This window comes from Bombella sp. ESL0385, from assembly GCF_009725755.1.
GTDB lineage: Bacteria > Pseudomonadota > Alphaproteobacteria > Acetobacterales > Acetobacteraceae > Bombella > Bombella pollinis.
Genome location: NZ_WNIJ01000005.1, coordinates 37,303 through 62,827, shown reverse-complemented (window position 1 = coordinate 62,827; position 25,525 = coordinate 37,303). Strand labels below are relative to the sequence as shown.

The following is a 25,525-nucleotide window of genomic DNA, read 5'->3' as shown; positions in this document are numbered from 1 at the left end:
AAGAGGATGAACATGATGAGCTGGTAATGTCCCTTAAAGGAGGAAGGGAGACAAGGGGGCAGGCTATCTTATTGGGAAGATTGCAAAAAACTCACTTGACGTTAAGTTACCTGTATCTAAAGGGATGGTTATCTATAGGGCTATTCTCACCTAAATAAATGGAGAACGGCTAATGTGGGCATTGTATGAGGATTGAGGAAGACATCATGGTGAAGATGCGTGCTTTGTTGGCGGTTCTGGTTGTGCCGTTTTTGGCTTTAACGGCATGTGAGACACCGGGGCAGGAATCACGGCCTGATGTGTATGATCAATCCCAAGTCAATACCGTGCAGCGGGGCCGTGTTGTACAGATTATCTCTGTCTCTGTGGCGCGTGTTAATGTTGATAATGCGCGTAATCGGCGTACCGCTAAGATTGTAGGTGGCCTTGTAGGGGCAGCTTTAGGGAGCGGTTTGGCCGTTGGTGCGGGTCATTCTGGCTGGGGTGGCGGTTTGGCTGCTGGTGCTGGTGGGGCTATTGGTGGGTCCCTTGTTGGCGGGCAGGTTGTAGGTGATCATACACTCGTTAAAGGTGTGACGATTGCCTATCAGGACCGTGCAGGTGGGGAGGTGCTTCTTTCCACCCAAGTGGGACGGACATGCGAATATAAGCCCGGTACGGCGTTATTGGTCTCCACAGGGGGGACGGGGACGCGTGTTCAGCCTAATGCGGCATGTCCGCGCCGGTAAAGCTGTGTGAAGGAGGGTGAATGATGCGGCATAATAGATGGGCTGTAGGCTGTGCTTTTAGCCTTATTCTGGCTCTTTATGGTGGGGCGGTTTATGCACAAGCGATGGACCCCACACAGTTAGAGCATTTAGGCCAGATTCAGGATAGCCAAGACCAACGCCGCGTCTCTTTGGAGGTTGCGCAGCAGCAAGCCGCACAACGGGCGGCCCAAGCACGAGTGCGTCAGCGGCAACAGGATGAGGCTTATGCAGCGCGTATTGCTGCCGCACAACGTGCGCGTGCTGAGACGGATTGGCAGGATGACCGGCAATATCGTGAGGCAAGCCGTGCTATTGCGTTGCAGAAACAGCAGCTTGAGCTCAAAATGTTGGAGAGCCGTGTGAGCCATGAGGATGAGTTCGTCAAAGCGGATTTAGCGCAGAAACAAGCGCAGACGGAGCAATTACGCCAAGCGGCGCAGGGCGATGTTGCGTTGAAGACAGACCTTGGGCAGGCCGCAAAAATGGCGCAACGCCATTGGTGGGAACAATAAGAACATCGGAAAGATAGCGATGGGAGAGGGCATGATGATGAGGCAGCTTATAAAATATGGCGTGTTTAGCCTGCTAGTGCTGGGGGTTGCCTCGGTATCTCATGCAGCAACAAGCTTGCCTGATAAGGTGCCATTTCTACGAGAGACCTATCAAGATTGGCAGCTTGCCTGCCAAGCACCGGGTGGGACTAATAAAAGCGGTGAGGTCAAATGTGTGGCGACGCAAAGGGCGATTGATGTTCATACTCATAAGAGTGTGATGAGTTTACGGCTAGAGCCTGATGGCGAGCAAGTGCGTGGTGTGGTGACGGTCTCCTTCGGGTTGGATTTATTGCATGGGTTAACCCTAACCAACGCCTCTCAGCCGGTAGGGGATATTTATTCCTTCTCGACCTGTTTGCCGACAGGTTGCCTTGTGCCTCTTACATTTGATGATGGGCAATGGCGCACGCTTTTAAAAGATAATATCGGGACATTTACGGCGTTGAGTTTTTCTGGTCAGCCGGTCAAGTTGCTTTTCTCTACGCGAGGGTTAGAGCAAGCTATGCGGCGTGCGCGGGATTTAACGCAATAAATCTCGGTTGCGCTGACCCATACCTTACCTATGTGCCGCAGAATGTGTAACGCACTTCCTCCTCTGGTGAGGGGGTGGCAGTAAGGGCATCGTCTGCCTCGGCAAAGGGGGTTTTGAGGGCCTCATGCAGGCGATGGAAGGGTTGATAGTCCCCTTTGAGAGCTTGGGAAAGTGCGTTTTCTATTTGATGATTACGCGGGATAATGCGCGGATTAGTGGCCTGCATGGCCTCTTGCCGTGCCTTGGGGGAGCGTTCTTCTAGCGTAAGGCGGTGGAGTAGCTCTGTCCGGCAGAGGTCAAAATGGCCTTTATTAGTGGGGAATAAGTCTCGTACATTATGATAGTGTCCTTCCACCGCCACGGATGTAGAGCTAAGCATACGGAATATATTGGTGAAGTCTGCTTGGCCAGTATGCATGGTTTCTAACAGATGTTCTAATAGGCGAATATCGTGCTCGTCTTGCTTCTCAAGACCTAGTTTACGGCGAAAGCCTGAGAGCCAGTTATGATGAAAGAGGTGATCAAACTCATGCAGGGCCTCTTGTGCTTGCTCAATAGCGCGGTGTTCATCTTCATCGAACAAAGGAAAGAGACATTCTGCTAAGCGGCTAAGATTCCAGAGGGCAAGAGCTGGTTGGCGGCCATAAGCGTAGCGGCCATCTTTATCAATAAAGCTGAAATGCTTCATCGGGTCGAAACGGTCCATAAAGGCGCAAGGACCGTAATCGAGAGTTTCGCCAGAGAGGGCGCAATTATCGGTATTCATCACCCCATGGATGAAGCCGACCTCCATCCAGCGGGCAGTGAGGGCTGCGTGTTTTTGGATAACCAGTTTCAGCAGATTATAATAACGTGTTGGTCCATCCTCCTCAGCAAGATGGGGGAAAAGCCGTTGGATTGTAAAATCCGCTACGTCACGCACACGCTCTAACCCGCCATGAGCAGCAGCATATTGGAAGCTGCCTACCCGGATATGGCTGCGTGCTACTCGGACGATGAGCGCACCGGGGACAGGGCCACTATTGCGCTCTATTGTTTCTCCCGTGGTGAGGACTGCTAGGGCGCGTGTTGTGGGGATGTTAAGGGCATGCATAGCCTCGCTGACGATATATTCACGCAGGGCAGGGCCGAGTGTGTTTTTACCGTCCCCTCCACGGGAGAAGGGGGTCCGCCCGCTTCCTTTAATTTGGAGTTCCATCATAGTGCCGTTTTGGTCTTGGCAATCGGCAATGAGGGCGGCGCGGCCATCGCCCAGAGAGGGTACAAATTGGCCAAACTGATGCCCAGCATAAGCGGTCGCAACGGGGCTTTGGGGGGATGGGGTGGGCAAAAGACCTTGGCTGAGAAAGGCAATTCCCGCAGGGGAGTGTAGCCAGGCCACATCCAACCCTAAATCATGGGCTAAGGTCTCATTAAGGGCGATAATCTGTGGGGCAGGCGGCGGTAATGGAGTGATGGGCTTATGGAAGAAGTCTGATAAATGGCGTGTATAAAGTGGGGTTGTGAGCATGACGGCTACCTTTGGATAGCTGAGCGGCGAGGAGTTGAGGGAGGGATGAAGGCCTAGAGGCCGTTTTTTGTCACATAGGGAGGCTGTTTGTAAAATGAAAGGAGGGTCATATAGGCTAAAAAGGGGTAGGAATGGTTTTGTGCCCTTGCTGTCTGGGGTGACACATTATAGATTTCGCGCTTAATAGAATATAAACTAGGGGTGTGTACGTATAAACCCCATCATAGTAGACGAGATAAGGTAAGGATATTCTGTGGAGAACCAGCCCCCAACTGGCAAGCAGGCTTCTGGGCAGAAGGCCGAGCGGGTAAATCCGGTCTATATTCGCCTACGGGCTGTTATGGCCGCAGCGCGTTACCATGGTATAGAGCTGGATCTACGCGACTTCGCGGCAGAGCCGGGGGAATCGTCCCCCTCTCCAGCGACATTGGTGCGTTGGTTGCGGGATTATGGGGCGGTTGCCAAGGGGATGCGCCTGCGGTGGCGGTACCTTGTCAAGTTAGGCTATACGCCGCCAGTGGTGCTTCTCTTTCGTGATGGCTCTGCGGGCCTGCTAGTCCGTACGGACCCAGAGAAAGGGATTGTTTGGCTGCGTGACCCGTTGAAGGGGGAAGGAGAGCCGCCTGTCCCTGTCGATGAGCTGCGGTTGATGCAGCTTTGGACGGGCGATGTTGTTCTTATCAAACGGCGGTCTGATGAGTCGGAATCCGATGCGGTGTTCGACTTCTATTGGTTTGCCAAGATGGTCCTGCGGGAGAAGAAAGGCCTGCGGGATATTATCTTTGCCTCTATGATTGTCAGTGTGTTGGGGCTTTTCCCAGCGATGATTGTCATGCAGGTGGTTGATAGGGTTATCAATTATCACTCTATGGCGACATTGGTCTCTTTGAGTGGTTTTGTGTTGATTCTCAGCTTGTATGAGATTTTGCTGACTTATGCTCGGCAAGAGCTGATGCTCATTGTCACAACGCGCATTGATGCGCGTATCTCCCTCCATGCGTTTAACCGTCTGTTGGCTCTGCCGTTGGAGTTCTACGAGCGGCAGCAGGCTGGTGAGGTGCTAGGCCGCTTTCATTCCATCTTCAAAGTACGTGACTTTATGACCGGGCAGGTGATGAACACCCTGCTTGATATGTTCATGCTAATGGTTGTGATGCCCGTTCTCTTTTATATGAGCTCCACTATGGCGTGGTTGACCCTGCTTTGTGCTGGGGGCATCGGGTTGATTGTTGTTATCATGCTCCCCGTTGTTAGCCGCGTTGCTGGGAAGATGGTGCGGGCAGAGATGCAGCGCGGGGCGACTTTATATGAGACTGTTGCGGGGATTCGGACGGTTAAGACGCTCGCTTTAGAGGCCACAAGGCGGGCAGAGTGGGATGAGCGCACGGCCACGGTGATTCATTGGCGGTTAGCCTCCCAGCGTTTGTCTAATTGGGTGAATACGTTGGTGCAGCCGCTCAATATGTTCATTAATCGTGGGATTATCCTAGTGGGGGCTTATTTGGTTCTTACCGATTCTGACACGATGCAGGGCGGTGCACTTATGGCCTTTATGATGCTGGGCGGACGTGTCGCCGCCCCGCTGGTGAGTTTGGCTAAATTGATGGAATCCATCAATGAAGTTACGGTTTCGCTTGGGGAAGCGGGAGCGGTATTGAACCAGCCGACAGAAACATACGCTCTTACTCATGGGATGCGCCCTGTTATCAAAGGGGCTCTTAGTTTTGATAGCATCAACTTTACCTATCCGGGGGCGGCTAATAAGGCCCTGTCTGATGTTAATTTTGAGGTTCCTGCGGGGACGATGCTCGGCCTTGTGGGGCGGTCTGGATCCGGTAAATCTACCATTACGCGCCTGTTGCAGGGGGTGAGTCGTAATTATCAAGGGTATCTCCGTCTCGATGGGGTCGATTTGCGCGAGATTAACTTGCATTATTTGCGGCGGTCTTTTGGTGTTGTGTTGCAGGATAACTTCCTCTTTCGCGGCACGATTCACGATAATATCACCGCCGGGCGACCGGGTTTGACGTTGGATGATGTTATCCGTGCAGCCCGCCTAGCTGGAGCGGAGGAGTTTATTGAGCGTATGCCTGCGGGCTATGAGACGTGGATTGAGGAAGGCTCTACCAATATTTCCGGTGGGCAGCGGCAGCGTTTGGCGATTGCGCGTGCTGTGATTTCCGACCCTAAATTGATGATTTTGGATGAAGCAACCTCCGCTCTGGACCCGGAATCAGAAGCTTTGGTGAATGCGAATTTGCAAAATCTGGCAAAGGGGCGGACGATGGTGATTGTTTCCCATCGCCTCTCCTCTTTGGTGAAATGTGACCAAATTGCTGTTCTTGACCAAGGGCGTGTTGTGGATATTGCTCCACATGAAACCTTGTTGGAGCGTTGTGATGTGTATCGAACACTCTGGTTACAGCAAAATCGGCATTTAGAAGCAGCAGAATCGTCCCCCTCACGCGGGGCGGCGCGAGACGATAATCACCCCGCAGGAGGGCAGGACTGATGAGTAATCATAAATCGACCAGCCCCGCCCCCCAGCGCGATGGAGGCACGCGGGAAGATGTGTCTGATACCTCTATGGAGGCAGTAAGCGTAAAGGGCCCGCGTAAGGCAGATGATCCGTACGCTCCGCATGACATGCCCGTTGCGTTGTTGGAGTTCCACTCCCCAACGCTAGGGCTTGTTAATATGCCCATGACGGCTTCGGCTCGTTATATCATTTGGATTGTTGGCTCGTTGGTCTTGGCCTCTATTGCAGCGATGGGGTTGTTCCCGGTTAATAAGGTGGTTACGGCGACTGGGCGGCTTATTTCGACAGAGCCTATTGCGATTATTCAGCCCTCAGCTATGGGGCGTGTAAAGACGATCAATGTCAGTGTGGGGCAATATGTCCGTAAAGGGCAGGTTATGGCGCGGCTGGACCCTACATTGAGCGATGCGGATATGGAGAATCTTTCCGCTCAGATGCTCTCTCTCCAAGCAGAGGTGGTACGGCTTAAAGCGCAGGCGAGCAATCAGACATATCATGTGGATATGAATGTCCCTGCCTCCCTCCAGCAGCAGGAAGTCTTCCTTAAAATGCAGGCTGATTATCAAGCGCATTTGCAGGATTATGATCGCCGCATTGCAGGGATGCAGAATGATTTGCAGGCCGCTAAGGGCAATGTCGCGATGTATAGCAGCAAGCTGCGTGTAACGCGTGCTGTGCTGGATATGCGCCAACGTGAACAGAAGGAGGCTGTAGGCTCTCGCTTATCTACCCTTGGGGCGCAAGATGCTGTGATGGATACAGAGCGGCTTCTCATTGCTGCTCAGCAGGAAGTGGGGGGAACACAAAACCGCCTTATAGCTCTCCAAGCTCAGCGTGATAGCTATGTCCACTCATGGATGGTGAGCATTTATAACCAGCTTGTGACAGATGAGCGAAAACTGGACCAGTTGAGAAGCCAATATCGTAAGGGCCGTGAAGCCCAAAAGGATATTGACCTTCGTGCGCCAGCAAATGGAATTGTCCTTACCATTGCGCCGATTTCTGTTGGGTCTATGGTTTCGCCCACTGTGCGGGTGATGACGTTGGAGCCAACCGATACAGGGATGGAAGTTGAGGCGATTATGAGCCCGCAGGATAGTGCCTATGTGCGGGAGGGGCATCATGCGATTATTAAATTCGCGAGCTTTCCTTATGTGCAATATGGCGGGGCTAAAGGGACGGTTCGGCTTATTAGTGCCGATACGTTCTTGCCGCCGGAGATGGTGGAGGGGAATATCCGCGCAGGGATAGACCCATCTGCGTTGATGAAGTCAGGCGGAGCAGCGATTTTCTATCGTGTTCGGTTGAAGATTGATAAATATACGTTGCATGGTCAGCCGTCCTTCTTCCATCCAAGCCCTGGTATGCCCATTACGGCGGATATTGATGTTGGTAAGCGGACGATTCTGGAATATCTGTTTAGTCGTGCTGTGCCGATTGCAACAGATGGTATGAAGGAACCCTCATAAAGGGAGGGTATAGTCATGGCGGGCCGTTTTGAATTTTTTAACTCCGTTCCCCGTAAGCTGAATCGTGCTCAGCGGTTGCAAGAGCGGGGGAAGGCCACGCAAGCCTTCTCCCTCCTAGCGCGGCTGGCAGGCTCTGGTGTGCCAGAGGCAGCGTATAAGGTCGGGCAATGCTATCTTGCTGGGCAAGGCACGCCGCCTTCGTTGGAGGAAGGAGCCCGATGGACGTATCGCGCGGCAGCAGCAGGGTTGGTAGAGGCCTGCTTTACCTTGGCGACCTTATGCGCCATGGGGTTACCGTCTGATTTTGACCCTACAACCCCTGCTGCTGTGGAGAGAGGGCTTTATGACCCCGCTCAGGAAGGTGAGGAGGAAGGATACGCGCCTAACTTTACGCAGGCCCGTTTTTGGGCGGAGCGTGGGGCTGAGGCAGGGCATGTCGAATCCCAAGCTTTATTAGGGCATATTTTTAATCATGGCCCTGAAGATGTGCGGGATAATGAGGCTGCACGGCATTGGTATGGGCAAGCTGTGCGGGGCGGGTCCTTACAAGCAGCTTTGGGGCTAGGGCTTATCCTGCTGGATGAAGCTGTAGATGATGCTCAGCGTGCTTATGCGATGGCTTTGGTGCAGCGGGCAGCAGATGGTGGTGTGGGAATCGCCAATGCGGCGATGGGCTGGCTGTATGAGCATGGTGTTGGCGGGCAGAAGCGTGATGCCGAAAAAGCAGCAGCCTATTATAAGCAAGCCGCAGAGTTAGAGATTCCGTCAGCCCAAGCACGTTATGGCTTGATGTTGCTGAAAGGTGTTGGGGTTACGCCTAACCCTGTGCAAGCGGAAACATGGTTGCGCCGGGCTGCTTATGGGGGAGACCCGGAGGCCGCGGCCTTATTAGGGGATTTATATATCCGTGGGGAGGATTTTCTTCATCGCCCTATGGAGGCCGCCCGGTGGTATGAGCTTGCTGCTGAGCAAAATCATACATCAGCGGCGCGTGTTCTAGCGGTGTTATATCTTACCGGGACAGGCGTTGTGCGGGATGAGGCCAAAGCGGCGCATTGGTTTAATTTTGCGGCCATGCGGGGTGATAAGCATGCCGATGCAGATTTTGGGAATCTTGTACTCGCAGGTGTTGTGCGTCCTGATGAGGAGCGAGCGGACCTTCATAAACGGTTGCGGCAGCAAGCAGAGGGGGGTGACCTTTTAGGGGCGTTTAATTTGGGCGTCTGTTTAGCCCAAGGGATTGGGGCGACAGCGGATGAGCGGCATGCCTTCCATTGGTTTGGGCTTGCGCGGGAAGGTGTGGTGAATGCTCAATATTGGTATGGCCGTATGTTATTTGAGGGGCGCGGTGTAACCAAAAATCAGCGTTATGGGCTGATGTGGATGGAGAAAGCCGCGCGGCAGGGTATGCCAGAAGCTTGCGCGAGTGTGGCGCAGATTTTTGTGACGGGGCAGGTGAATGGCATAAAGGATCATGCCCGCGCGTTGGAGCTGTATCATCAAGCGGCAGAGGGTGGCTTGGTAGAGGCGTATTTCTCCCTTGGGGCGATGTATGGGGGTGGGCATAATGTCCCTGCCGACCTGCCCCGTGCGCGGCATTATTTTGAGGAAGCCGCACAACGGGGTCATGGTTTAGGGCAGATGATGTTGGGGCGTTATTGGCTTAAAGGCCTAGGCGGTGAGCAAGATGTAGAGCAAGCCCGCTACTGGTTGACACAGGCCGCTCAACAAGGGGTTGAACGTGCGAAAGCCTTGTTGGAGGAGATGCCGTCATCGTCTTCTGCCCCCGCGGTATCGTGAAGACACCTGTTACGTTTATTCCCGGTTATGGGCGGTTTTGTACCCCGCAGGAGGAAGCGCGTTGGGAGGCGCAGCATCTCCAAGAGTTGCACAAGATGTTCACCAAAGGGATGGCGTGCATCAAGCAGGGGGAGTTGGAGGATGGGTTATTCTGGCTAGGGCGGGCTGAGCGTCTCTCTGGTCGGGCTGCTACGCTTAGCTTCACATACGCTATGGCGTTATGGGAGGGAGGGTTTTTGGCCAAGGCCCTTCCTCGGTTAGAGGATTTATGGGGTCAATCTGGGGTGAGAGAAACGGGATTGGCCCTTGCAGGCGTGTTATCGCAGCAAGGACGTGCGGTGGATGCTGCGCGCGTTATGGCGCAGCTTTTAGCGCGTAATAGCCTTGGGGACGGGCATGATGTGCTCATGGATGGCATTGTAGCCTCTATAAAGGCTGTTGGATGGGCATCATTGTCGTGCGCGGGGGTGTTATGGCTGCGCGTTAGAAAACTGGTGACGGTGTTTTTAGATGATGTCCCTTTAGGGCCGTTCTCTAGTGGTATGTATGACCTCGCAGAGCATGTCCCTCAACAGAAAGGCCCGTGGTGGCGTGGGGAACGCCTCCGTATTATTTGTGATGGCCATACTATGTTAGGAGGCCAGATTGACCTTCAGGCCGTGATACGCTGCCATTCCCTCATCACGCCAGAGGCCCAAGGGGTACGCGGATGGTTATGGTACCCCGGAGAGCCGGGGGCTGTGCCCACTATTAGGGTGGATGGTCATGAAGTACCGATAAAGATAGAGGGGCTAGCGGAGGGCTTTAGCAGCACGGCTCTTTTGCAGCGTCCTTATGGGTTTTACCTTCCCTATGAAGCATGGCCAGATTTAGCGGTAAAGCGGACGGGCTTTTATGATGGTTATGGCAGGTTGTTACAGGGCGCGCCGTTAGACCCGGCCCTTGTGCAGTTGATGCAATCGCCCTCATCTACCGGGAATAAGCGGAAAGGCTGGACGCGGGAAGGTTGCCGGAAGGCGCGTAAGTATGTGGGCAAGGGGCAGCAAAGCACGGTAGCAGCGGGATGCGCGGTGATTATCCCTGTTTATCGGGATAAAGCTATGGTGCAAGCTTGTGTAGAAAGCGTGTTAGCGACCATTCCCCCTTCATGCCGGGTTATTATTATTGATGATGCGTCCCCAGAGGTAGCTTTGCGTACGTATCTCCTCTCTCTCGCACAAGAGGGGCGTGTGCGGATTAAGCGTCATGAGCGTAATCAAGGGTTTGTGGAGAGCATTAATACCGGCCTTGCTTTGGTGCCAGAGGGGTGGGATGTCATTTGGCTTAATAGCGATACGCTTGTCTTTGGCCCGTGGGTAGAACGATTGCGCCGTTGGTTGGGCCAAGCGGGGGTGGGGACGGTCACGCCGCTCTCTAATGCAGGCGGGTTGACCTCTTACCCGGTGCCGAATCGTGACAATCCCGCTCCATCTGTGCAAGAAGCCGCCGCGCTAGATGCGCTGTGCCAACAACAAGCGGAGGCCATGCCACTTCATGTGAGCTTACCGACAGCAAATGGGTTTTGCATGGCTGTTTCGGCTGCGTGTCTTAAAGCGGTAGGACGATTACGAGGGGCGTATTTTGCGCAAGGTTATGGGGAGGAAAATGATTTCTGCCTAAGGGCTAGTGAGGCAGGTTTTACGCATCTTGTGGGGGCGGATGTGTATGTTCTGCATTATGGTCATGGCTCTTTCGGGGCCGAAGGCAGCCCGCTTTTGCAGCGGAATCTTACGATTCTGAATCGCCTTTATCCCGGTTATGATGCCGCGATCCAGCGGTGGAAGCAGGCGGAGCCGCTGCGTGTTTTCTGGCGGCAGTTGGATTGGCAGCGCATGGCCCAGCATCGGGTGCGTTTCTCCAGCGCGGTGGTGTTGCTCCAACATCGGGGCGGTGGGGGTGTCGCGCGCGCCGTGCGTGAACATGCGGTGCGTTTATGTAAAGCGGGGCTTTTACCGTTCATTATCGAGCCTACGATGGAGGGGTGCCGGGTTGTAAGCCCGGTTGAGGGGCTTGTGGTCCCTAATCTTCGTTTCGCTTTGCCAGAGGACTATCCCATTTTGGTGGCCTTTTTGCAGGAGATGGGGGTGGAATGTGTCATTTGGCATCATTTATTAGGGCATGAGCCGGGGATGCGGCAGCTGCATCATAAATTGGGTGTGCCATATGAGGTCTATGTGCATGATCATATATGGTTCTGCCCCCGTATCGCTTTGTGTAATGAGGAAGGGCGTTATTGTGGGGAGCCGTCTCTCACCGGGTGTGAGGCGTGCTTGGCAGAGGGCAATGTCCCGTTGGATGAGGCGATAAGTCTGCCCGCTTTAATTGCTCGCTCAACAAAGGAATTAAACGCAGCGCGCCGGATTGTAGCCCCTAGTGAGGATGCAGCAAAACGCTTGGCACGTCATGTGTCGCTTACAAGGTCCATTATCTGTGAAGCTTTGGAGGATGACCAAACGATACATGCTCGCTCCGCGCTGTTAGTAAAGGATTACTTTTTAGTACGGGGGCGGCCAAGACGGATTGTGATTCTCGGCGGTATTAGCCGGTGGAAAGGATATGACGTTATTTTGACATTAGGGCAGTATATCCAAAAGCATGCTTTGCCTCTGCATTTGATATTGATTGGGGGCACACATGATGACGATGCTCTTTTGCAAGCGGGGGTAAGCGTGACAGGTGCGTATGAGGAAGCTGATACAATGGCGTTGTTGCGAGATGCGGATGCAGATATCGGCTTTATTGCCTCAATCGCGCCAGAAACATGGTGTTATACGTTGGGATGGTTATGGCAGGCTGGTTTGGCTGTGGTGGGGTTTGATATTGGGGCTTCTGCTGCGCGGATTAAGCAAGCTGGGCCGCAATGGGGGCAGATCATCCCTTTGGGGATGCCAGTGGAGCGGTTAGCAGCGTTTTTTATGACGCACGGATAGCATAACAACCTTTTGAAATATAATGATTTTGCAGAAAGGGTTAAAATAAGGTATTCTGGAGGTGACATACCAACTTGTTCTGTGCGAATAAAGATTTCGTATTTTGTAGTCTCGGCCTATTGGAGAAAACATGCCCGACAAAGAGAAAGACCAACCCCGTCATCATATTACGGACCTCAAGGCCGGTGCGCATGTGATGACGTTGGATGCGGGGGTGTTTTGCGTGTTCCATGCGCCGGGGCAGACAGAGGCCGGACCAAGCGGTCTGCCGGGGATTCGCATCTCCCGTGCGCCGGGCTCCCCGGCTGATGCTGTAGAGGTTGTCACCTTTGCAGAGGATGGCTGGATGGGAGCGGCTAATAGTGCGGCATTGGTGCGCATCCGCCGTGGTCCAGCGGGGATTATGGTCACAACATATCAAGATGGTCAGGCAGGTGGGGAGGCCCCGCGCTTGCAGGTGATTCGTTTGATTGGTGGTGTACCAGCTGGGCAAGTGAGTGGTGAGGCTGTTGCTCCCGTTGCTGGGGAAGGGGGGCAGAGCCAAGCGTCTGTCTCTGGTGCAGCCGGGGCGAGTAAGCATGAGGTTGTAGCTCATGTGCAGCGGCATGGTGATGTTGGCTGTGCCGTGGGGGAATGGGTTGGTAAAAAAGGCAGCAAACGGTGGATTGAGGGCTTCTCCATCACTCCATCTGAGGAAGGGGTTGCTGCAGAAGATATAGAATATCAGGCTGTTCTTGGGCGTGGCTGGTTGTCGCCATGGGCTGAAGGCGGGCAGTTTTGTGGCTCTCGTGGGATGTCCTTGCCGATTCTAGGGTTGCGTGTACGCTTAAAGGGTGAGGCTGCACAAAAATGGTCGCTTGATCTTGTAGCGTGCTTTACCGATGGAACAGAAGTAAGCCTCGCAGATAGTGATGATGATGCCCTCCAGGCAGAGAGCCTTGCTCCGCTGGAGGCTTTTTGTGTCAAGTTGGTGCCTGCGCGGCGGCGGTCTGCTAAAGCAAGCGGTACGCAGGGTCGGGCGCGGTCTGCTAAAGCGTGATGGCCTAAGGTTGGCTGGGGGAACGGGTGCGTTTTCTTTTTGTTCATCAGAGTTTCCCCGCGCAATATGCTCATATTGTCGCACGGCTAGGGCGTAACCCTGAGCATGATGTCGTGTTTCTTACCGCTGGTAAAGGGCCAGACATTCCCGGTGTCAGGCGGGTTTTGTACCGCCTACCGGAGTTGGAGCGCGGTAAGAGCCATCCTTTTGTAGGGGAGTTTGATTACGCGATTCGCCGTGCTGAGGCAGTGGCGGCGGTAGCACGCTCCTTAAAGACGCTTGGTTTCCAGCCTGATATTATCATCGGTCATCATGGCTGGGGTGAGTTGTTGAATCTAGAGTCTGTGTTTCCAGACGTGCCCTTGTTGGGATATTTTGAGTTCTATTATGGTCTGACAGGGCGGGATACGGGGTTTGACCCTGAGTTCCCTCCTCCAGAGAATGTAGAGCTGCTGATTCGCTGTAAGAATACGGTCAATCTTCAGGCTTTAGCAGGGCCAGGATTAGGGCAAACGCCAACGCGTTTTCAGCGGGATACTTATCCGCAATGGGCGCATGATAAGCTTACTTTGTTAGATGAAGGGGTGGACCTTACGCGCTATCGTCCGGACCCTATGATAAAGCGGGAGCCTTTTCAGCTTGGTGAGATAGTGGTCGCGCCTTATGAAACATTGGTGACGTACGCCGCGCGCAATTTGGAGCCTTATCGTGGCTTTCATAGTATGATGCGCGCCTTGCCTGCTTTGTTAAAGGCTCGGCCTGATTGCCGGGTCATCCTCATGGGGGGGGATGATGTAAGTTATGGTGTGCCCCCTGTAGGTGGCGGGACGTGGCGTGAGCAGATGTTAAAGGAGCTTGAGGGCCAGCTAGACCTCTCACGGATTCATTTTGTAGGGTGGTTGGAGCGTGAGCAGATGATTCGTGTGTTGCAACGCTCTGATGCTCATATTTATCTAACATATCCTTTTGTTCTATCATGGTCTTTGCGAGAGGCTATGGCGTTAGGGTGCCCTCTGGTTGTGAGTGATACAGCCCCCGTGCAAGAATATCTTACCCATGGGGAAACGGCTCTGATGGTACCTTTTTTAAAACCGCATGCTTTAAGCGAGGCTATTTTGAATCTTTTGGAACATCGTACATTAGGGGCGCAGTTGAGCCATAATGTGCGCCAAAGAGCCGAGAAGACCTTGGATATGCAGCAGTATCTGGCCCAATATGAGGCCCTGATAAGTAAAATGACAGGCCGGGAGGCGATATAAGATGCCAGAGATGGATAAAGCGGCTTTAATAGGGTTGGTAGGGGGATGGATTGTTAAAAAATCGCCATCATCCCCGCCGCAGAAACTTACTGAGGATGATTGTACCCAATTAGCAGAGGCTGCTTATGCGAGTTGGTCAGATGCACATGGGCCGGGGAAAGATACTCTTAGGGAGCTAACGCGAGAGTGGATTGCACAGCGTGAGCGTGGGACTGTTCCCGGCCGTTTGTTAGAGAATGATTTTCGCGCGATTATGGCGTCTCTAGGGCTTGATAAGCCAAAAGCCTCTCCTCAAGCTGCTTCCCCAGAGCCAGAGCCAGAGCCAGAGCCAGAGCCAGAGCCAGAGCCAGAGCCACTTTTCCCAAGCTTATTAGCCGAGACAACGGTGAGTGAATGGCGTAAGGATTTCATGCCCGCGGATTCGGTGCAGGAGAATGAGGTGTTGCCTGATGGCCGGCGTGTGCGGGATGTTTTGCAGGAAGATCCCTTCTATTTTGCGCGACTCCATTTAGCGTTATCGTTGTAAAGCGGAAGGTAAAGAAAAAGGCGTGTCCTCCGTGGGGGGCACGCCTTTTTTATAAAAGAGGGAGCTAGCTTGACGAGCGGCTCCCTCTTTTTATACGCCTTAGGAGCGCGGGCCAGCTTCAGCCTGAAGATGAGCCTCTAGGAACCAGAGGTTCTTATCCAAACCGCGGGAAATCTCTGTAAAGAGGTCCGCTGTATCATCATCGCCAGCCTCGGCCGTTGTTTTAATGGCCTCACGGATTTTGTTGGCCACTACGCCATAGCGTTCTGCCAAGGCTTTGATGTGGTCGAGAACAGTGAAGATGTTTGTGGGGTAAGGGGCGCAGTTTGTGTGGTCATGCACTGTCTGCACTGTGCCGAGGGCAACGCCACCAAGCTGTACCGCACGTTCAGCAGCGGTGTCGATAAAGCCATCAAGCCCGCCACGGAAGCCATCGAGCATTTCATGTACGCCGATGAAGTTTGTCCCCTTGAGGTTCCAATGGGCCTGCTTGGTGACCAACGCGAGGTCGATCAGGTCTGCCAGACGGGCATTAAGTGTCTCGATAGAGACGCTCTTTGTGTTGTCTGGGGTGTTGTTGCTTGTGTGAAAATGGTGAATCTTGCTCATTATATCGCTCCTCTATGATATTGGCCTCCCCCCTTAAATGGGGGAAGGCACTCAGAAACCGGGCGGGACGTCTCCCAGGCTTCTTCCTCACGCCCTTGGATTATATATCCTCAGGGTTGCGGAGGTCAAAGAAGGTCCGCAGGTCCTGTCTGAAGTAATGTGGGTATGCTGGATCATTTTTAAAGAGTAAATTTTCTTTCCATCGTTCAAACATGACTTGTTTTTCGTGAAAGAAGCGCGCCTCATGTTCGGGGCGATCATCGCTCCCGCGGGAGTAACTCTCATGATGGATGGCTTCGGCTGTGGCACAATAGATGATGGTATGTCCGCTTGAGCGGATTTTTAAGCAGAGATCGACATCATTATAAGCCACAGCGAGGGAGGTTTCATCAAACCCGCCGATTTCATCAAACAGGGTCCGTGGGACCATGAGAGCTGCACCGGTTACCGCTGTGACCTCATGGGTGAGGCGAATACGCCCAATATAGCCGAAATCCGTATTGGGTTGGAGGCGATGAACATGTACCCCAATGACCTCCGGCCCGACAGCGACCCCAGCATGTTGAATTGTTCCGTTAGGGTATAAAAGCCGTGCCCCTACAGCCCCAATTTTTGGTGAGGCGAGGGCCTCATGAACCATATTTGTGAGGAAGTCTGGCTGAGTGATGATAACATCATTATTGAGGAAAAGGAGCTGGTCACTTGTGCTTTGAGAGGCTGCACGGTTGTTGAGACGTGCATAATTGAAAGGTTCCTCCACCCGCAGGACAGAGACCTTTTTATGATTCTGGACGCTCTCCAACCAAGCGAGTGTATCTTTTTCTACAGAGAAATTATCGACCAAAATAATTTCAAATTGCCGATATTTTTGCGAGGCGAGCAAAGACTCGACACAATTACGCGTCATCTCTAGCTGATCACGGAAGGGGATGATGATGCTCACAGAGGGCTGCTTGCGGAAGGGCCATTGGATGGCATATAGGCTTAGCCGATCGATAGAGCTAACAGTGGCTTTAATCTTTTGGCGGTGGAGATGGGCTGTCACACACTCAACCCCCGCTTTTACAGCATAGCTCTTATTGCCGATATTGCTGGCGGTGGAGTTAGGCGTTTTGCGCCAATGATACAAAATCTCCGGTACATGATGGATGGCCTCGCGCGAGATGAGTTCCACCGCGCGGAGGAGGAAGTCATGGTCTTGTGCGCCATTATACTGCCCTTCTAGCGGGCCAATTTTGCGGACAAGATCGGCCTCCATAACAGTGAGATGGCAAATATAGTTACAGCCTAACAAATAGCGGTAATCGTAATCGGGCTTGAGGTTAGGCTCTAGGAAATGGCCTGCGGCATCCACTTTATCTTCATCACAATAAAGCAGTTTAGCCCCTGTTGTTAGGGCAGCGCGGACCATGCGCTCCAAAGCGACATCAACAAGGAGGTCGTCATGGTCAAAAAAGGCGATATATGCCCCACGGGCCGCTTTGATGGCCGCATTGGTAGCCCCAGCAATGCCTTGATTCTTCGGCAGGACGACAGAGCGAATGCGTTTATCGCTCTTGCAATAATCTTGGATGAGCTTTGTCGTGCGGGGGCATTCGCTGCCATCATCAACAAGGATGAGTTCCCAATGGGGGTAGGTTTGCCCAATAACGGACTCTACCGCAGCCCGGAAATCATCTTCATCAGGCCGCCATGTGGGGCAGAGGACGGAGATAAGAGGAGTTTCTTTGAGGGGATGAGCTTGCCGTTGGAGGGCGGTTTGCTCGCTAAGATGGGCATAATAACGGCGCGCCCAACGGTCATAATGTTGGAGGTTGAGAGGCCGTTTGGGGATGAGGTTATGTGTCTCTCGCCGTAAGGTAGTGAGTTGGCGATGGAGGTTAGCGATGGTGTTCTCAATCTGTACCAACTTGGCGGTGAGCTGGTCATCCACTAAGGCTGTGATAAAGGGGCTGCCTGCAAGGGGGGTGTGGTCTGGCAGGGTGGTAACGGTGAATGTGTGGGGGATACCATCGTGGAATTGTTGAGGGATGGGTACCTCAAAACCGCAATTTGGCTCACAATGAAGGGCTTCTGTAACATCGCCACGATAATGATTGGCGCGGAATGTTCCTAGAGAGATGCCATCTGCCTGAACAGAGATAACAACATTGCCCTCCCATGCTTCAGTGGGGCGATGTTGGGCAATGACCCAGCCGCGCAAAAACCCTTCATGCAACCCATCAATACAACTTTTGTAATCTGTACGGGGGCATTGGGTAAAGGTGATGACCTCATGAGGGGTTAGGGGGTCCTCCTCATTAGGGAAGGGCAGAGCCGAGCGGTCCTCAAAGCGGATAGAGATTTCATGCGGCTCTTCATCAAAAGCGGCCTGAGGGAGTGTGAATTGAAAGCCCAGCTTCTCGCTCGGTGTGTGTAATGTCATGCGGACATCTTCGCGCGGGAGGTCGCATAATACTTGCATGACTTCCTGACCATCCATGATGACATGGATCTGAGCAGGTCGGAATGGGTTGCGTAAATTGATGGCCCATCCGCGGATAATGCCGCTATGGGTGTCTATGACGTCAACATAACCTCGGAATTGGCTGACAGGCAAAGACCCCTCCTATTTAAAGGTGTAAAACACAAAGTTTGTCATCAAGTTGCAATATAAGTGTGGCAGATGGATGACCGTCTCACCTAAATTATAGGGAAGTTAATAAAAAAACCAGCCATGATGCGTGAAACTGGCTTAATTGCTGCTCAGAGCGGTTGTTCTTTGCCAATGAGGGCGTTAATGCACGAAATGGGGCGGCACTAATGGTGGTGGTCGCCGTTGATGTTAAAATGGCCAAGGCTTCAGATAGATGCGCATGACGCCTGTAACGCGTTCCTCTCACCATAGAGTTGGGTTTGACACGGTCTTCCACGGGTTGCTCTGGCTATGTGCGATGCTTGTATTAGCCTCGCTAGGGGGTCTCATCCTGTTGATGGCAACAGGGGGATGGCAGGCTTTCACCGCTTTTGGGCTTGATTTCTTTACACGAACGTCTTGGAATCCCGTTAAGGATATATATGGGGTTCTAGCCCCGTTATTGGGCACTGTTGTTAGTACAGTCATTGCGATGTTAATTGCCGTCCCTCTGGCGTTTGGGACGGCTTTTTGGTTGGTTTATATTGCCTCCTCACGTTTTGCCTCAATTGTTGGGACAACCATCCAGCTTTTGGCGGCTGTGCCATCTATTATCTTCGGCATGTGGGGCTTCCAGACGATTGTCCCCTTCATTGCGCGTGATGTTCAGCCTTTTTTAAATCATCATTTTCGCCATACATCCATATTAGGGCCGATTCTCTCAGGCCCGCCCGTGGGGACGGGGCTTGTCACAGCGGGTATTATCCTTGCGATGATGATTGCGCCTTTCATCACCGCTGTGATGGTGGATGTGTTTGGGGCTGTACCGCCCATGCTGCGGGAGAGTGCTTATGGTCTTGGGGCCACACGCTGGGAGATGATGCGCAAGATTGTCGTGCCATGGTCGCGTAATGGGATGATTGGCGCGATTGTGCTGGGGATGGGGCGTGCCTTAGGTGAAACGATGGCGGTGACCTTCATCATCGGTAATGTGACGAGTGTTGGCTGGTCGCTCTTTGCCCCACGCAGTACGGTGGCCTCTTTGATTGCCCTACAGTTCCCAGAAAGTCCGGCGGGGTCTTTACGGCTTTCCTCACTGATGGCGTTGGGATTCATTCTTATGGTTTTGTCCTGTGTTAGCCTCGTGTTGGCGCGCTTGCTACGGGGGAAACGCTCATGAAGACGGGGAAGTCCGCTCTTATGCCCGCGCGTGATGATTGGCGGCCTAGTCGCAAGGCTGTGCGGCGGCGTGTTTGTAATAATCTCGCTACAGGGGCGAGTGTTATGGCAGGGTGTATCCTGCTCTTGGTGCTGGTCTCTATTTTATGGACGCTCTTACGCCATGGGCTAGAGGGTCTCTCTTGGGCGACATTGACGCGTACAATGGGACCGCCCGGATCTGGCGGGGGGTTAGCCAATGCGATTATCGGCAGCGTGATCCAAACGGGCTTGGCCTTATTGATGGCGGCCCCTGTTGGGTTGATGTGTGGGATTTACCTCTCCGAATATGGGCGGAAGGGGAATTATTTCGCCAGTGGGGTGCGGTTTGTAGCGGATGTGTTGATGTCTGCCCCGTCCATTTTGATAGGCTTGTTCATCTATCAGCTCTTGGTCGTGCCGATGGGCCATTTCTCTGGCCTAGCAGGGGCATTAGCCTTGGCGGTTTTGGCTCTGCCCCTGATTGTACGCACGACAGAAGATATGCTCCGACTCGTCCCTACAGCGATGAGGGAAGCTGGAGCGGCCTTAGGGGCGGCACGGTGGCGTGTTATTATCTTCCTTTGTTTACGCTCCGCGCGGAAGGGTGTGCTGACGGGGATTCTTCTCGCACTTGCGCGGATGGGTGGGGAGACGGCACCGCTTTTATTTACATCCTTGGGCAATCAAACCATGTCCACAGCGATGAATCGCCCTATGGCGAGCTTGCCAATAGCTATCTACCAATATGCTGGGGCCTCTTATGAAGACTGGGTGCAGCTGGCATGGACGGGGGCTTTGTTGGTGACCTTTGGCGTGCTTCTTATCAATATCACTGTGCGGCTTTCATCCCGTCACTGATGTCTAGGAGAGAGAGTTTCATGATGTCTGCTTCGATGCCATTTACCGAGCATCTCACCGGGTCATCAGGCGATGGGCCTGTTCAGGAGGTCGCCCTTTCTGTGCGGGGGGTTAATTTTTATTACGGCTCCCACCATGCTTTGCATGATATTTCGTTAGACTTCCCCGCACGTTGCGTTACCGCCATGATAGGCCCGAGCGGCTGCGGAAAATCCACCTTGTTGCGGATTTTTAACAAGATGTACGATCTCTATCCCGGCCAACGGGCAACGGGGGAGGTGATGTTTGATGGGCGCAATATCTTAGACGATTCGATTAGTCTTGATATGTTGCGTGCGCGTATTGGGATGGTCTTTCAAAAACCCACGCCTTTTCCGATGTCGATTTACGAGAACATTGCCTTTGGTGTGCGTCTGCATGAAAAATTGAGCCGTACGGAGATGGATGCGCGCGTGCAGGATGTTCTTACACGCGTGGCCTTGTGGAATGAGGTGCGTGATCGCCTCCATGCGCCAGCAACGGGGTTATCAGGCGGGCAGCAGCAGCGTTTATGCATTGCGCGTAGTATTGCCACCCGGCCTGAGGTTCTTTTGTTAGATGAGCCAACCTCTGCCTTGGACCCTATCTCCACCGCCCGGATTGAAGAATTGCTGGATGAGCTTAAAGAGGAGTTCACGATTGTTATTGTGACGCACAATATGCAGCAAGCAGCACGCTGTGCGGACCAAGTGGCATTCTTTTATCTAGGCCGTTTGATTGAGATGGACACGGCGGATCGTATTTTCACCAACCCGCGTCAGAAGCAGACGCAGGATTATATTACCGGTCGATTCGGTTAAGCGGGGAAGGGAGAAAGATTATGCCACATGAGCGTTCTCACATTGTTTCAAGCTACGAGCAGGAGCTAGACCAGCTGCGTACTATGATGGGGCAGATGGGACATATTGTGGAGGAACAAGTTACGCTTGCTCTCTCTGCCATAGCCGAGCATGACGAAGCCGCCGCTGACGAGGCAACGCGCCGCGACCCGGAGGTGGATGAGCTAGAGCGTGAGGTAGAAAGCCTTGTGATTCGCCTCTTAGCGTTGCGTAGTCCTATGGGGGCGGATTTGCGCGAGATTGTCGCCGCGTTGAAAATCACCGGAGATTTGGAGCGCATTGGTGATTATGCGGCCTCTATTGCGCGGAAGGCGATTAAAGCGGCTTCTAGTGAGGCGCAGATTTCATTTTCTGGCTTGCGGAGTATGTGCCGCCTTGTGCGGGATAATCTGAGCCGCACGGTAGAGGCTGTCATCCAACATGACCCGATTATGGCGATGGAGGTGTGGCACGCGGACCGTGGGGTGGATGAGCATTATGTGGCTCTTTTTCGTGAGCTTGTCACATATATGATGGAAGATGCGCGCAATATTCGCGCCTGCACGGAGCTGCTCTTTATTGCTAAAAATCTGGAGCGCATTGGTGACCACGCAACCAATGTAGCAGAGCGTGTTTTCTATGCTGTCACAGGGGAGAATTTACCACCAGAGCGGCCCCGTGGGGAAAACCCAATCCGTGCTGTGAGCAAAGAGGTGTAAGCTTTTCTCTTTAAGTTTTGTATCACGTTATGAAAATCCCCGGTCAGCTTATGGGCTAACCGGGGATTTTTTAATTAAAATGGTATGGCGGCCTCGTTAGGAGGGCTCTGTAGAGCCATCCTCCTCGTCTTCATCTGTCTGGTTGCGTTTGAGCAAGACCCACCCGCCATAGAAAATGAGAGCGAGAATGGGGATAGAGCCAACAGTGATGGTGCCAGAGGGATAATCAAATGCCATCATCACCAGTACGAGCAAGAGAAAGGCGAGTGTAAGCCAACCTGTATAAGGGGCACCGGGCATAGAGAAGCTGGTAGTGGCAATCCGTCCCCGTTTAATGGCCCGATGCAGGCGGAGTTGGCAGAGCAGAATGGTCGCCCATGTACCCAAAATACCAAGAGAGGAGATGCTCAATACAATCTCAAAGATTTGCGTGGGGTATAGGTAGTTCATCAAAACACCCACGAGATAGATAAAGAGCGTCACACCAATGCCGACATAAGGCACAGCATTACGGTTGAGCTTGCTCATGGCACTAGGGGCAGACCCGCCGAGGGCTAAGGCGCGTAAAATGCGGCCTGTAGAATATAAGCCGGAATTAAGGCTGGAAAGAGCTGCCGTGAGGACCACAAAGTTCATGATGCTGTCAGAGGCAGGTAGGCCAAGCTTGTGGAAGAAGGTCACAAAAGGGCTTTCCCCAGCATGATAGGCTGACCAAGGCATGAGGCAGACGAGCAGGGTGACAGAGCCTACATAGAAGAAAATAATACGCCAAATGACGCTGTTCACAGCATTGGGGACGACCTTGCGGGGGTTATCGCACTCCCCAGCAGCAATGCCGATGAGTTCTGTTGCGGCATAAGCGAAGATCACACCTTGGATGAGCATTAATGAGGCGACAACCCCATGGGGGAATAACCCGCCGGACTGTGTGATGAGGTGAATCCCCGGGGTGTAAGGCCCAACATGGGTGCCGCTAAGAAGGATGTAGCCGCCTACTGTGAGGAAGATGACTAAGGTGAGAACTTTAACAAGAGAGAACCAGAACTCAATCTCACCAAAATAACGCACACCGGTAAGGTTTACCGCCCCGACAACAACAAGCGCACCGAGGGCAATCAACCATTGAGGGATGGCCCCAAAAATGGGCCAGTAATGGATGTAAAGCGCAATGGCGGTAATATCGACAATGCCCGTCATCGCCCAGTTGAGGAAGAAGAACCACCCCGCAGCATAGGCGGCTCCTTCCCCAAGGAACTCACGAGCATAGGTGACAAAACTCCCACTGCTTGGGCGGTACATTACAAGCTCGCCCATAGCGCGGAGAATCATAAAGGCGCAGAGACCGCAAATAGCATATGTGATGGCCAAAGATGGACCAGCGACCTGAAGGCGCGAGCCTGCCCCAAGGAACAAGCCTGTACCAATCGCCCCCCCAATGGCGATCATTTGGACATGCCGCCGGCTTAAATCTTTTTGATACCCCTCATCACTGGTGGAGGCTGGGTCTGGGGTGGTTTGATCAGAGGAGGGTGTAGTCATGCGTTCATCCTGCGATAGGGCTGTGTGCGGAGAAGGGCGCGGGTTAGTATTTCGCTCCTGTATGGTCTGCTATGTGTTATACGAATAGATTCTATAACTAACCCTTGGGACTTTGCCAATGGATGATGAGTTTAAAGCGAGATTTTAATAACCAATTACAGAGGCGTAATAATAAGCTGTTTTTATGACAGGGGGAGAGGGGTGCAGCCATGTAGGAAAATGCGTAATCCTTCTTCTAAATAACGCTGCAAATCGGCCTTGTTGCGTGCTGCTCCGCAATGGGCAAGGCGGGAGAGCATTGGCCCGCCAATGGTCAAGCCAAAGAGATGATCGGCGGCATCGGTGGCATTAGCGAAGGTGAGGGTGCCTGCCTCCTTTTGGGCTTGTAGCCAGTTTTGTACGTTCGTTTTACTGCCTGCGAGGTGAAAAAGCTCTGTCATGAGTTGTTGGATGGAGGGGGAGCGGTTTGTCTCCCCAATAATCGTGCGGAGAAGGCTGAGGCGTTTTTCACAGAGGAAAATATCAGCCATCTGAAAAATCATAAGGCGTAATTGGGATTCAAGGCTCTCATGAGGGTGAGGGGCAGGTGTAAAGGGGGGAAATAATTCTTCCAGAATGAGTTGTTCTATGAGATTCCGTTTGGACGGGAAAAAGAGATAGAGTGTTTTTTTAGACATGCCCGCTTGGTGGGCAATATGGTCCATTGTGGTATGGTGATAGCCTTGCTCCTGTAATAGAGTGCAGGCCACTTTGAGGATGGTGCTACGGCGGTCTAAATCCTGAGGGGTAGAAATGGCACCATACTCCTATTGACAGATGAGATAGAGGCTATAGTGGTCCTTTCATTATAGGAAAAGAGCTTGACCTGACAGATGGAAACTTATTAGTTTCCTCGCACTGCATGGTTTGTGTATAAAAGTATGAGAGACCCTGATGCAGGTAGCGTTATTTGCCTGTAGGTATAGTTTTCGGTTTTGCTAATCCTAAGAGAGCCAGTGTCATTTATGTCCATATGTCGCGTGTTTCCGGCTGTTTGTTTGTCCCGTATGGCTCTTTTGGGCGGGACAATGTTACTAGGCACCACCTTTTTAGCGGGCTGTCAGAAAAAGGCCCCGCATAAGGCTGCCGTGCAAGAGGTCGCTGTGGTGACCTTGCATAAGCAAAATGTCCCGATGGAGACCTCCCTCCCCGGCCGTGTGGAAGCTTATGAGCAAGCACAGATTCGCCCGCAGGTTGGTGGCGTGTTGGTCGAGCGTATGTTTGAGGAGGGGAAAGACGTTAAAGCTGGGCAGCAATTATTCCAGATTTACATTGCTCCCTTCCAAGCGGCGTATGACCAAGCGCGTGGACGGTTGATGGAAGCGCAGGCGAGTGCCATTCGTGCCCATGCGCAGTTGCGGCGGTATAAATCCCTTGTGGGCGCGCGGGCGGTAAGTCGGCAGGAATATGATGATGCCTTGGCGACAGCACGGCAAGCGGATGCAGAGGTTGTGCAGAGCCAAGCTGCGGTGGAGAGTGCGCAGGTTAATCTTAACTATACGCATGTTTATGCCCCGATTGATGGGCGCATTGGTCGGACGCTTTACACAGCAGGGATGCTGGTAACGGCGAATCAGAGTGATGCGATTGCGGTTGTGACCCGGTTAGACCCTATCTATGTGGATGTGAATCTCGCTGCAGAAGATATGATACGTCTGCGGCGGGAGCTGGCCTCTGGTCAGTTAGAGCGTAAAGGTAATGATGCTGCTGTAACGGTAGAGCTGCCTGATGGCTCCCTTTATGGGCATACAGGCCAGCTAGAACTTTCTGAAGTCACGGTGGACCCAGCAACAGGGACATTGGTCCTACGCGGGGTGATGCCTAACCCTGATAAATTGCTTTTGCCGGGGATGTTTGTGCATGCCCATATTAAGGAGGGCAGCGACCCTAACGCGCTCCTTGTGCCTCAATTAGCAGTGCAGAGGACCCATAAAGCAGAGCCTTATGTCATGGTGGTGGATAAACAAAATCATGTTCATTTGCGGATGGTGACGGTGGGGCAGACCATAGGGGCTAATTGGCACGTTTTACATGGGCTGAGTGAGGGAGAGGCTGTGGTTATCTCTGGGCTACAGAAGATACGGGCCGAAGGTACAGTAAAGCCTCATGAAGCCGATAAAGCCGAGTTGGGGCTGGAGTAAGAG

General features: G+C 52.9%; 20 protein-coding genes. 15 read left to right on the top strand and 5 right to left on the bottom strand.

Going from position 1 to position 25,525, the window contains the following annotated elements; translation table 11 throughout:
* Positions 1-206: 206 nt before the first annotated feature.
* From GM557_RS08775 to GM557_RS08765, 3 genes are read left to right on the top strand one after another with little or no spacing between them, the layout of a single operon-like run.
* Positions 207-728: a hypothetical protein gene (locus tag GM557_RS08775; RefSeq protein ID WP_155573964.1), complete on the top strand. Its 522-nt coding sequence runs from the start codon at positions 207-209 to the stop codon at positions 726-728.
* Positions 729-748: 20 nt separating this feature from the next.
* Positions 749-1,261 carry a DUF5384 family protein gene (locus GM557_RS08770; RefSeq protein WP_155573963.1) on the top strand — a complete coding sequence of 171 codons (513 nt, stop codon included), beginning with the start codon at positions 749-751 and terminating at the stop codon, positions 1,259-1,261.
* A gap of 31 nt (positions 1,262-1,292) precedes the next feature.
* The gene (locus GM557_RS08765; RefSeq protein WP_196424634.1) at positions 1,293-1,835 is read left to right on the top strand and encodes an invasion associated locus B family protein; all 543 of its coding nucleotides are present in this window, start codon (positions 1,293-1,295) and stop codon (positions 1,833-1,835) included.
* A gap of 28 nt (positions 1,836-1,863) precedes the next feature.
* Here the strand turns inward: GM557_RS08765 and GM557_RS08760 are convergent, their stop codons facing one another.
* Entirely contained in the window at positions 1,864-3,345 is a 1,482-nt protein-coding gene (locus tag GM557_RS08760; RefSeq protein WP_155573961.1) for a YdiU family protein, read from the bottom strand.
* Between the two features lie 340 nt (positions 3,346-3,685).
* Between GM557_RS08760 and GM557_RS08755 the strand changes: the two genes are divergently transcribed.
* The 7 genes from GM557_RS08755 to GM557_RS08725 all read left to right on the top strand — a co-directional run bounded on the left by GM557_RS08755 (position 3,686) and on the right by GM557_RS08725 (position 14,946).
* The gene (locus tag GM557_RS08755; RefSeq protein WP_155573980.1) at positions 3,686-5,857 is read left to right on the top strand and encodes a peptidase domain-containing ABC transporter; all 2,172 of its coding nucleotides are present in this window, start codon (positions 3,686-3,688) and stop codon (positions 5,855-5,857) included.
* Entirely contained in the window at positions 5,857-7,353 is a 1,497-nt protein-coding gene (locus GM557_RS08750; protein ID WP_155573960.1) for an HlyD family type I secretion periplasmic adaptor subunit, read from the top strand. Before GM557_RS08755 ends, GM557_RS08750 begins: the two co-directional genes overlap by 1 nt.
* Positions 7,354-7,368: 15 nt before the next feature.
* Entirely contained in the window at positions 7,369-9,153 is a 1,785-nt protein-coding gene (locus GM557_RS08745; protein ID WP_155573959.1) for a tetratricopeptide repeat protein, read from the top strand.
* Complete coding sequence (locus tag GM557_RS08950; protein WP_155573958.1) at positions 9,150-12,122, top strand: glycosyltransferase; 2,973 nt, start codon at positions 9,150-9,152, stop codon at positions 12,120-12,122. The genes GM557_RS08745 and GM557_RS08950 overlap by 4 nt, the downstream gene beginning before the upstream one ends.
* 130 nt (positions 12,123-12,252) lie before the next feature.
* Entirely contained in the window at positions 12,253-13,161 is a 909-nt protein-coding gene (locus GM557_RS08735; RefSeq protein WP_155573957.1) for a hypothetical protein, read from the top strand.
* 26 nt (positions 13,162-13,187) lie between these two features.
* Positions 13,188-14,420 (top strand): glycosyltransferase, encoded by a 1,233-nt coding sequence (locus GM557_RS08730; RefSeq protein ID WP_266137945.1) that lies wholly within the window; start codon positions 13,188-13,190, stop codon positions 14,418-14,420.
* 1 nt (position 14,421) lies between these two features.
* A complete protein-coding gene (locus tag GM557_RS08725; protein WP_155573955.1) occupies positions 14,422-14,946 on the top strand; it encodes a hypothetical protein in 525 nt (174 codons plus the stop codon).
* Between the two features lie 99 nt (positions 14,947-15,045).
* Here the strand turns inward: GM557_RS08725 and dps are convergent, their stop codons facing one another.
* On the bottom strand, positions 15,046-15,555 hold the full coding sequence (gene dps / locus GM557_RS08720; protein ID WP_155573954.1) for a DNA starvation/stationary phase protection protein Dps: 510 nt from the start codon (positions 15,553-15,555) through the stop codon (positions 15,046-15,048).
* Between the two features lie 100 nt (positions 15,556-15,655).
* The gene (locus GM557_RS08715; protein WP_155573953.1) at positions 15,656-18,154 is read right to left on the bottom strand and encodes a glycosyltransferase; all 2,499 of its coding nucleotides are present in this window, start codon (positions 18,152-18,154) and stop codon (positions 15,656-15,658) included.
* A 250-nt stretch (positions 18,155-18,404) separates the two neighbouring features.
* On the opposite strand from GM557_RS08715, the gene pstC reads away from it, so the two are divergent.
* Genes pstC through phoU form a run of 4 tightly spaced genes read left to right on the top strand, consistent with a single transcriptional unit; the run spans position 18,405 to position 21,803 of the window.
* Entirely contained in the window at positions 18,405-19,349 is a 945-nt protein-coding gene (gene pstC, locus GM557_RS08710; RefSeq protein WP_155573952.1) for a phosphate ABC transporter permease subunit PstC, read from the top strand.
* Between the two features lie 20 nt (positions 19,350-19,369).
* The gene (gene pstA, locus GM557_RS08705; RefSeq protein ID WP_155573979.1) at positions 19,370-20,227 is read left to right on the top strand and encodes a phosphate ABC transporter permease PstA; all 858 of its coding nucleotides are present in this window, start codon (positions 19,370-19,372) and stop codon (positions 20,225-20,227) included.
* A 35-nt stretch (positions 20,228-20,262) separates the two neighbouring features.
* Positions 20,263-21,066, top strand: a complete 804-nt coding sequence (gene pstB, locus GM557_RS08700) for a phosphate ABC transporter ATP-binding protein PstB (RefSeq protein WP_155573978.1) — start codon at positions 20,263-20,265, stop codon at positions 21,064-21,066.
* Between the two features lie 20 nt (positions 21,067-21,086).
* Positions 21,087-21,803, top strand: a complete 717-nt coding sequence (gene phoU, locus GM557_RS08695; RefSeq protein WP_155573951.1) for a phosphate signaling complex protein PhoU — start codon at positions 21,087-21,089, stop codon at positions 21,801-21,803.
* Positions 21,804-21,899: 96 nt separating this feature from the next.
* Here phoU and GM557_RS08690 read toward each other — a convergent pair whose 3' ends face one another.
* A complete protein-coding gene (locus GM557_RS08690) occupies positions 21,900-23,342 on the bottom strand; it encodes an amino acid permease (RefSeq protein WP_155573950.1) in 1,443 nt (480 codons plus the stop codon).
* A gap of 182 nt (positions 23,343-23,524) precedes the next feature.
* Positions 23,525-24,091 (bottom strand): TetR/AcrR family transcriptional regulator, encoded by a 567-nt coding sequence (locus GM557_RS09050; protein WP_155573949.1) that lies wholly within the window; start codon positions 24,089-24,091, stop codon positions 23,525-23,527.
* A gap of 297 nt (positions 24,092-24,388) precedes the next feature.
* Between GM557_RS09050 and GM557_RS08680 the strand changes: the two genes are divergently transcribed.
* Complete coding sequence (locus GM557_RS08680) at positions 24,389-25,522, top strand: efflux RND transporter periplasmic adaptor subunit (protein ID WP_230880664.1); 1,134 nt, start codon at positions 24,389-24,391, stop codon at positions 25,520-25,522.
* Positions 25,523-25,525: the final 3 nt, after the last annotated feature.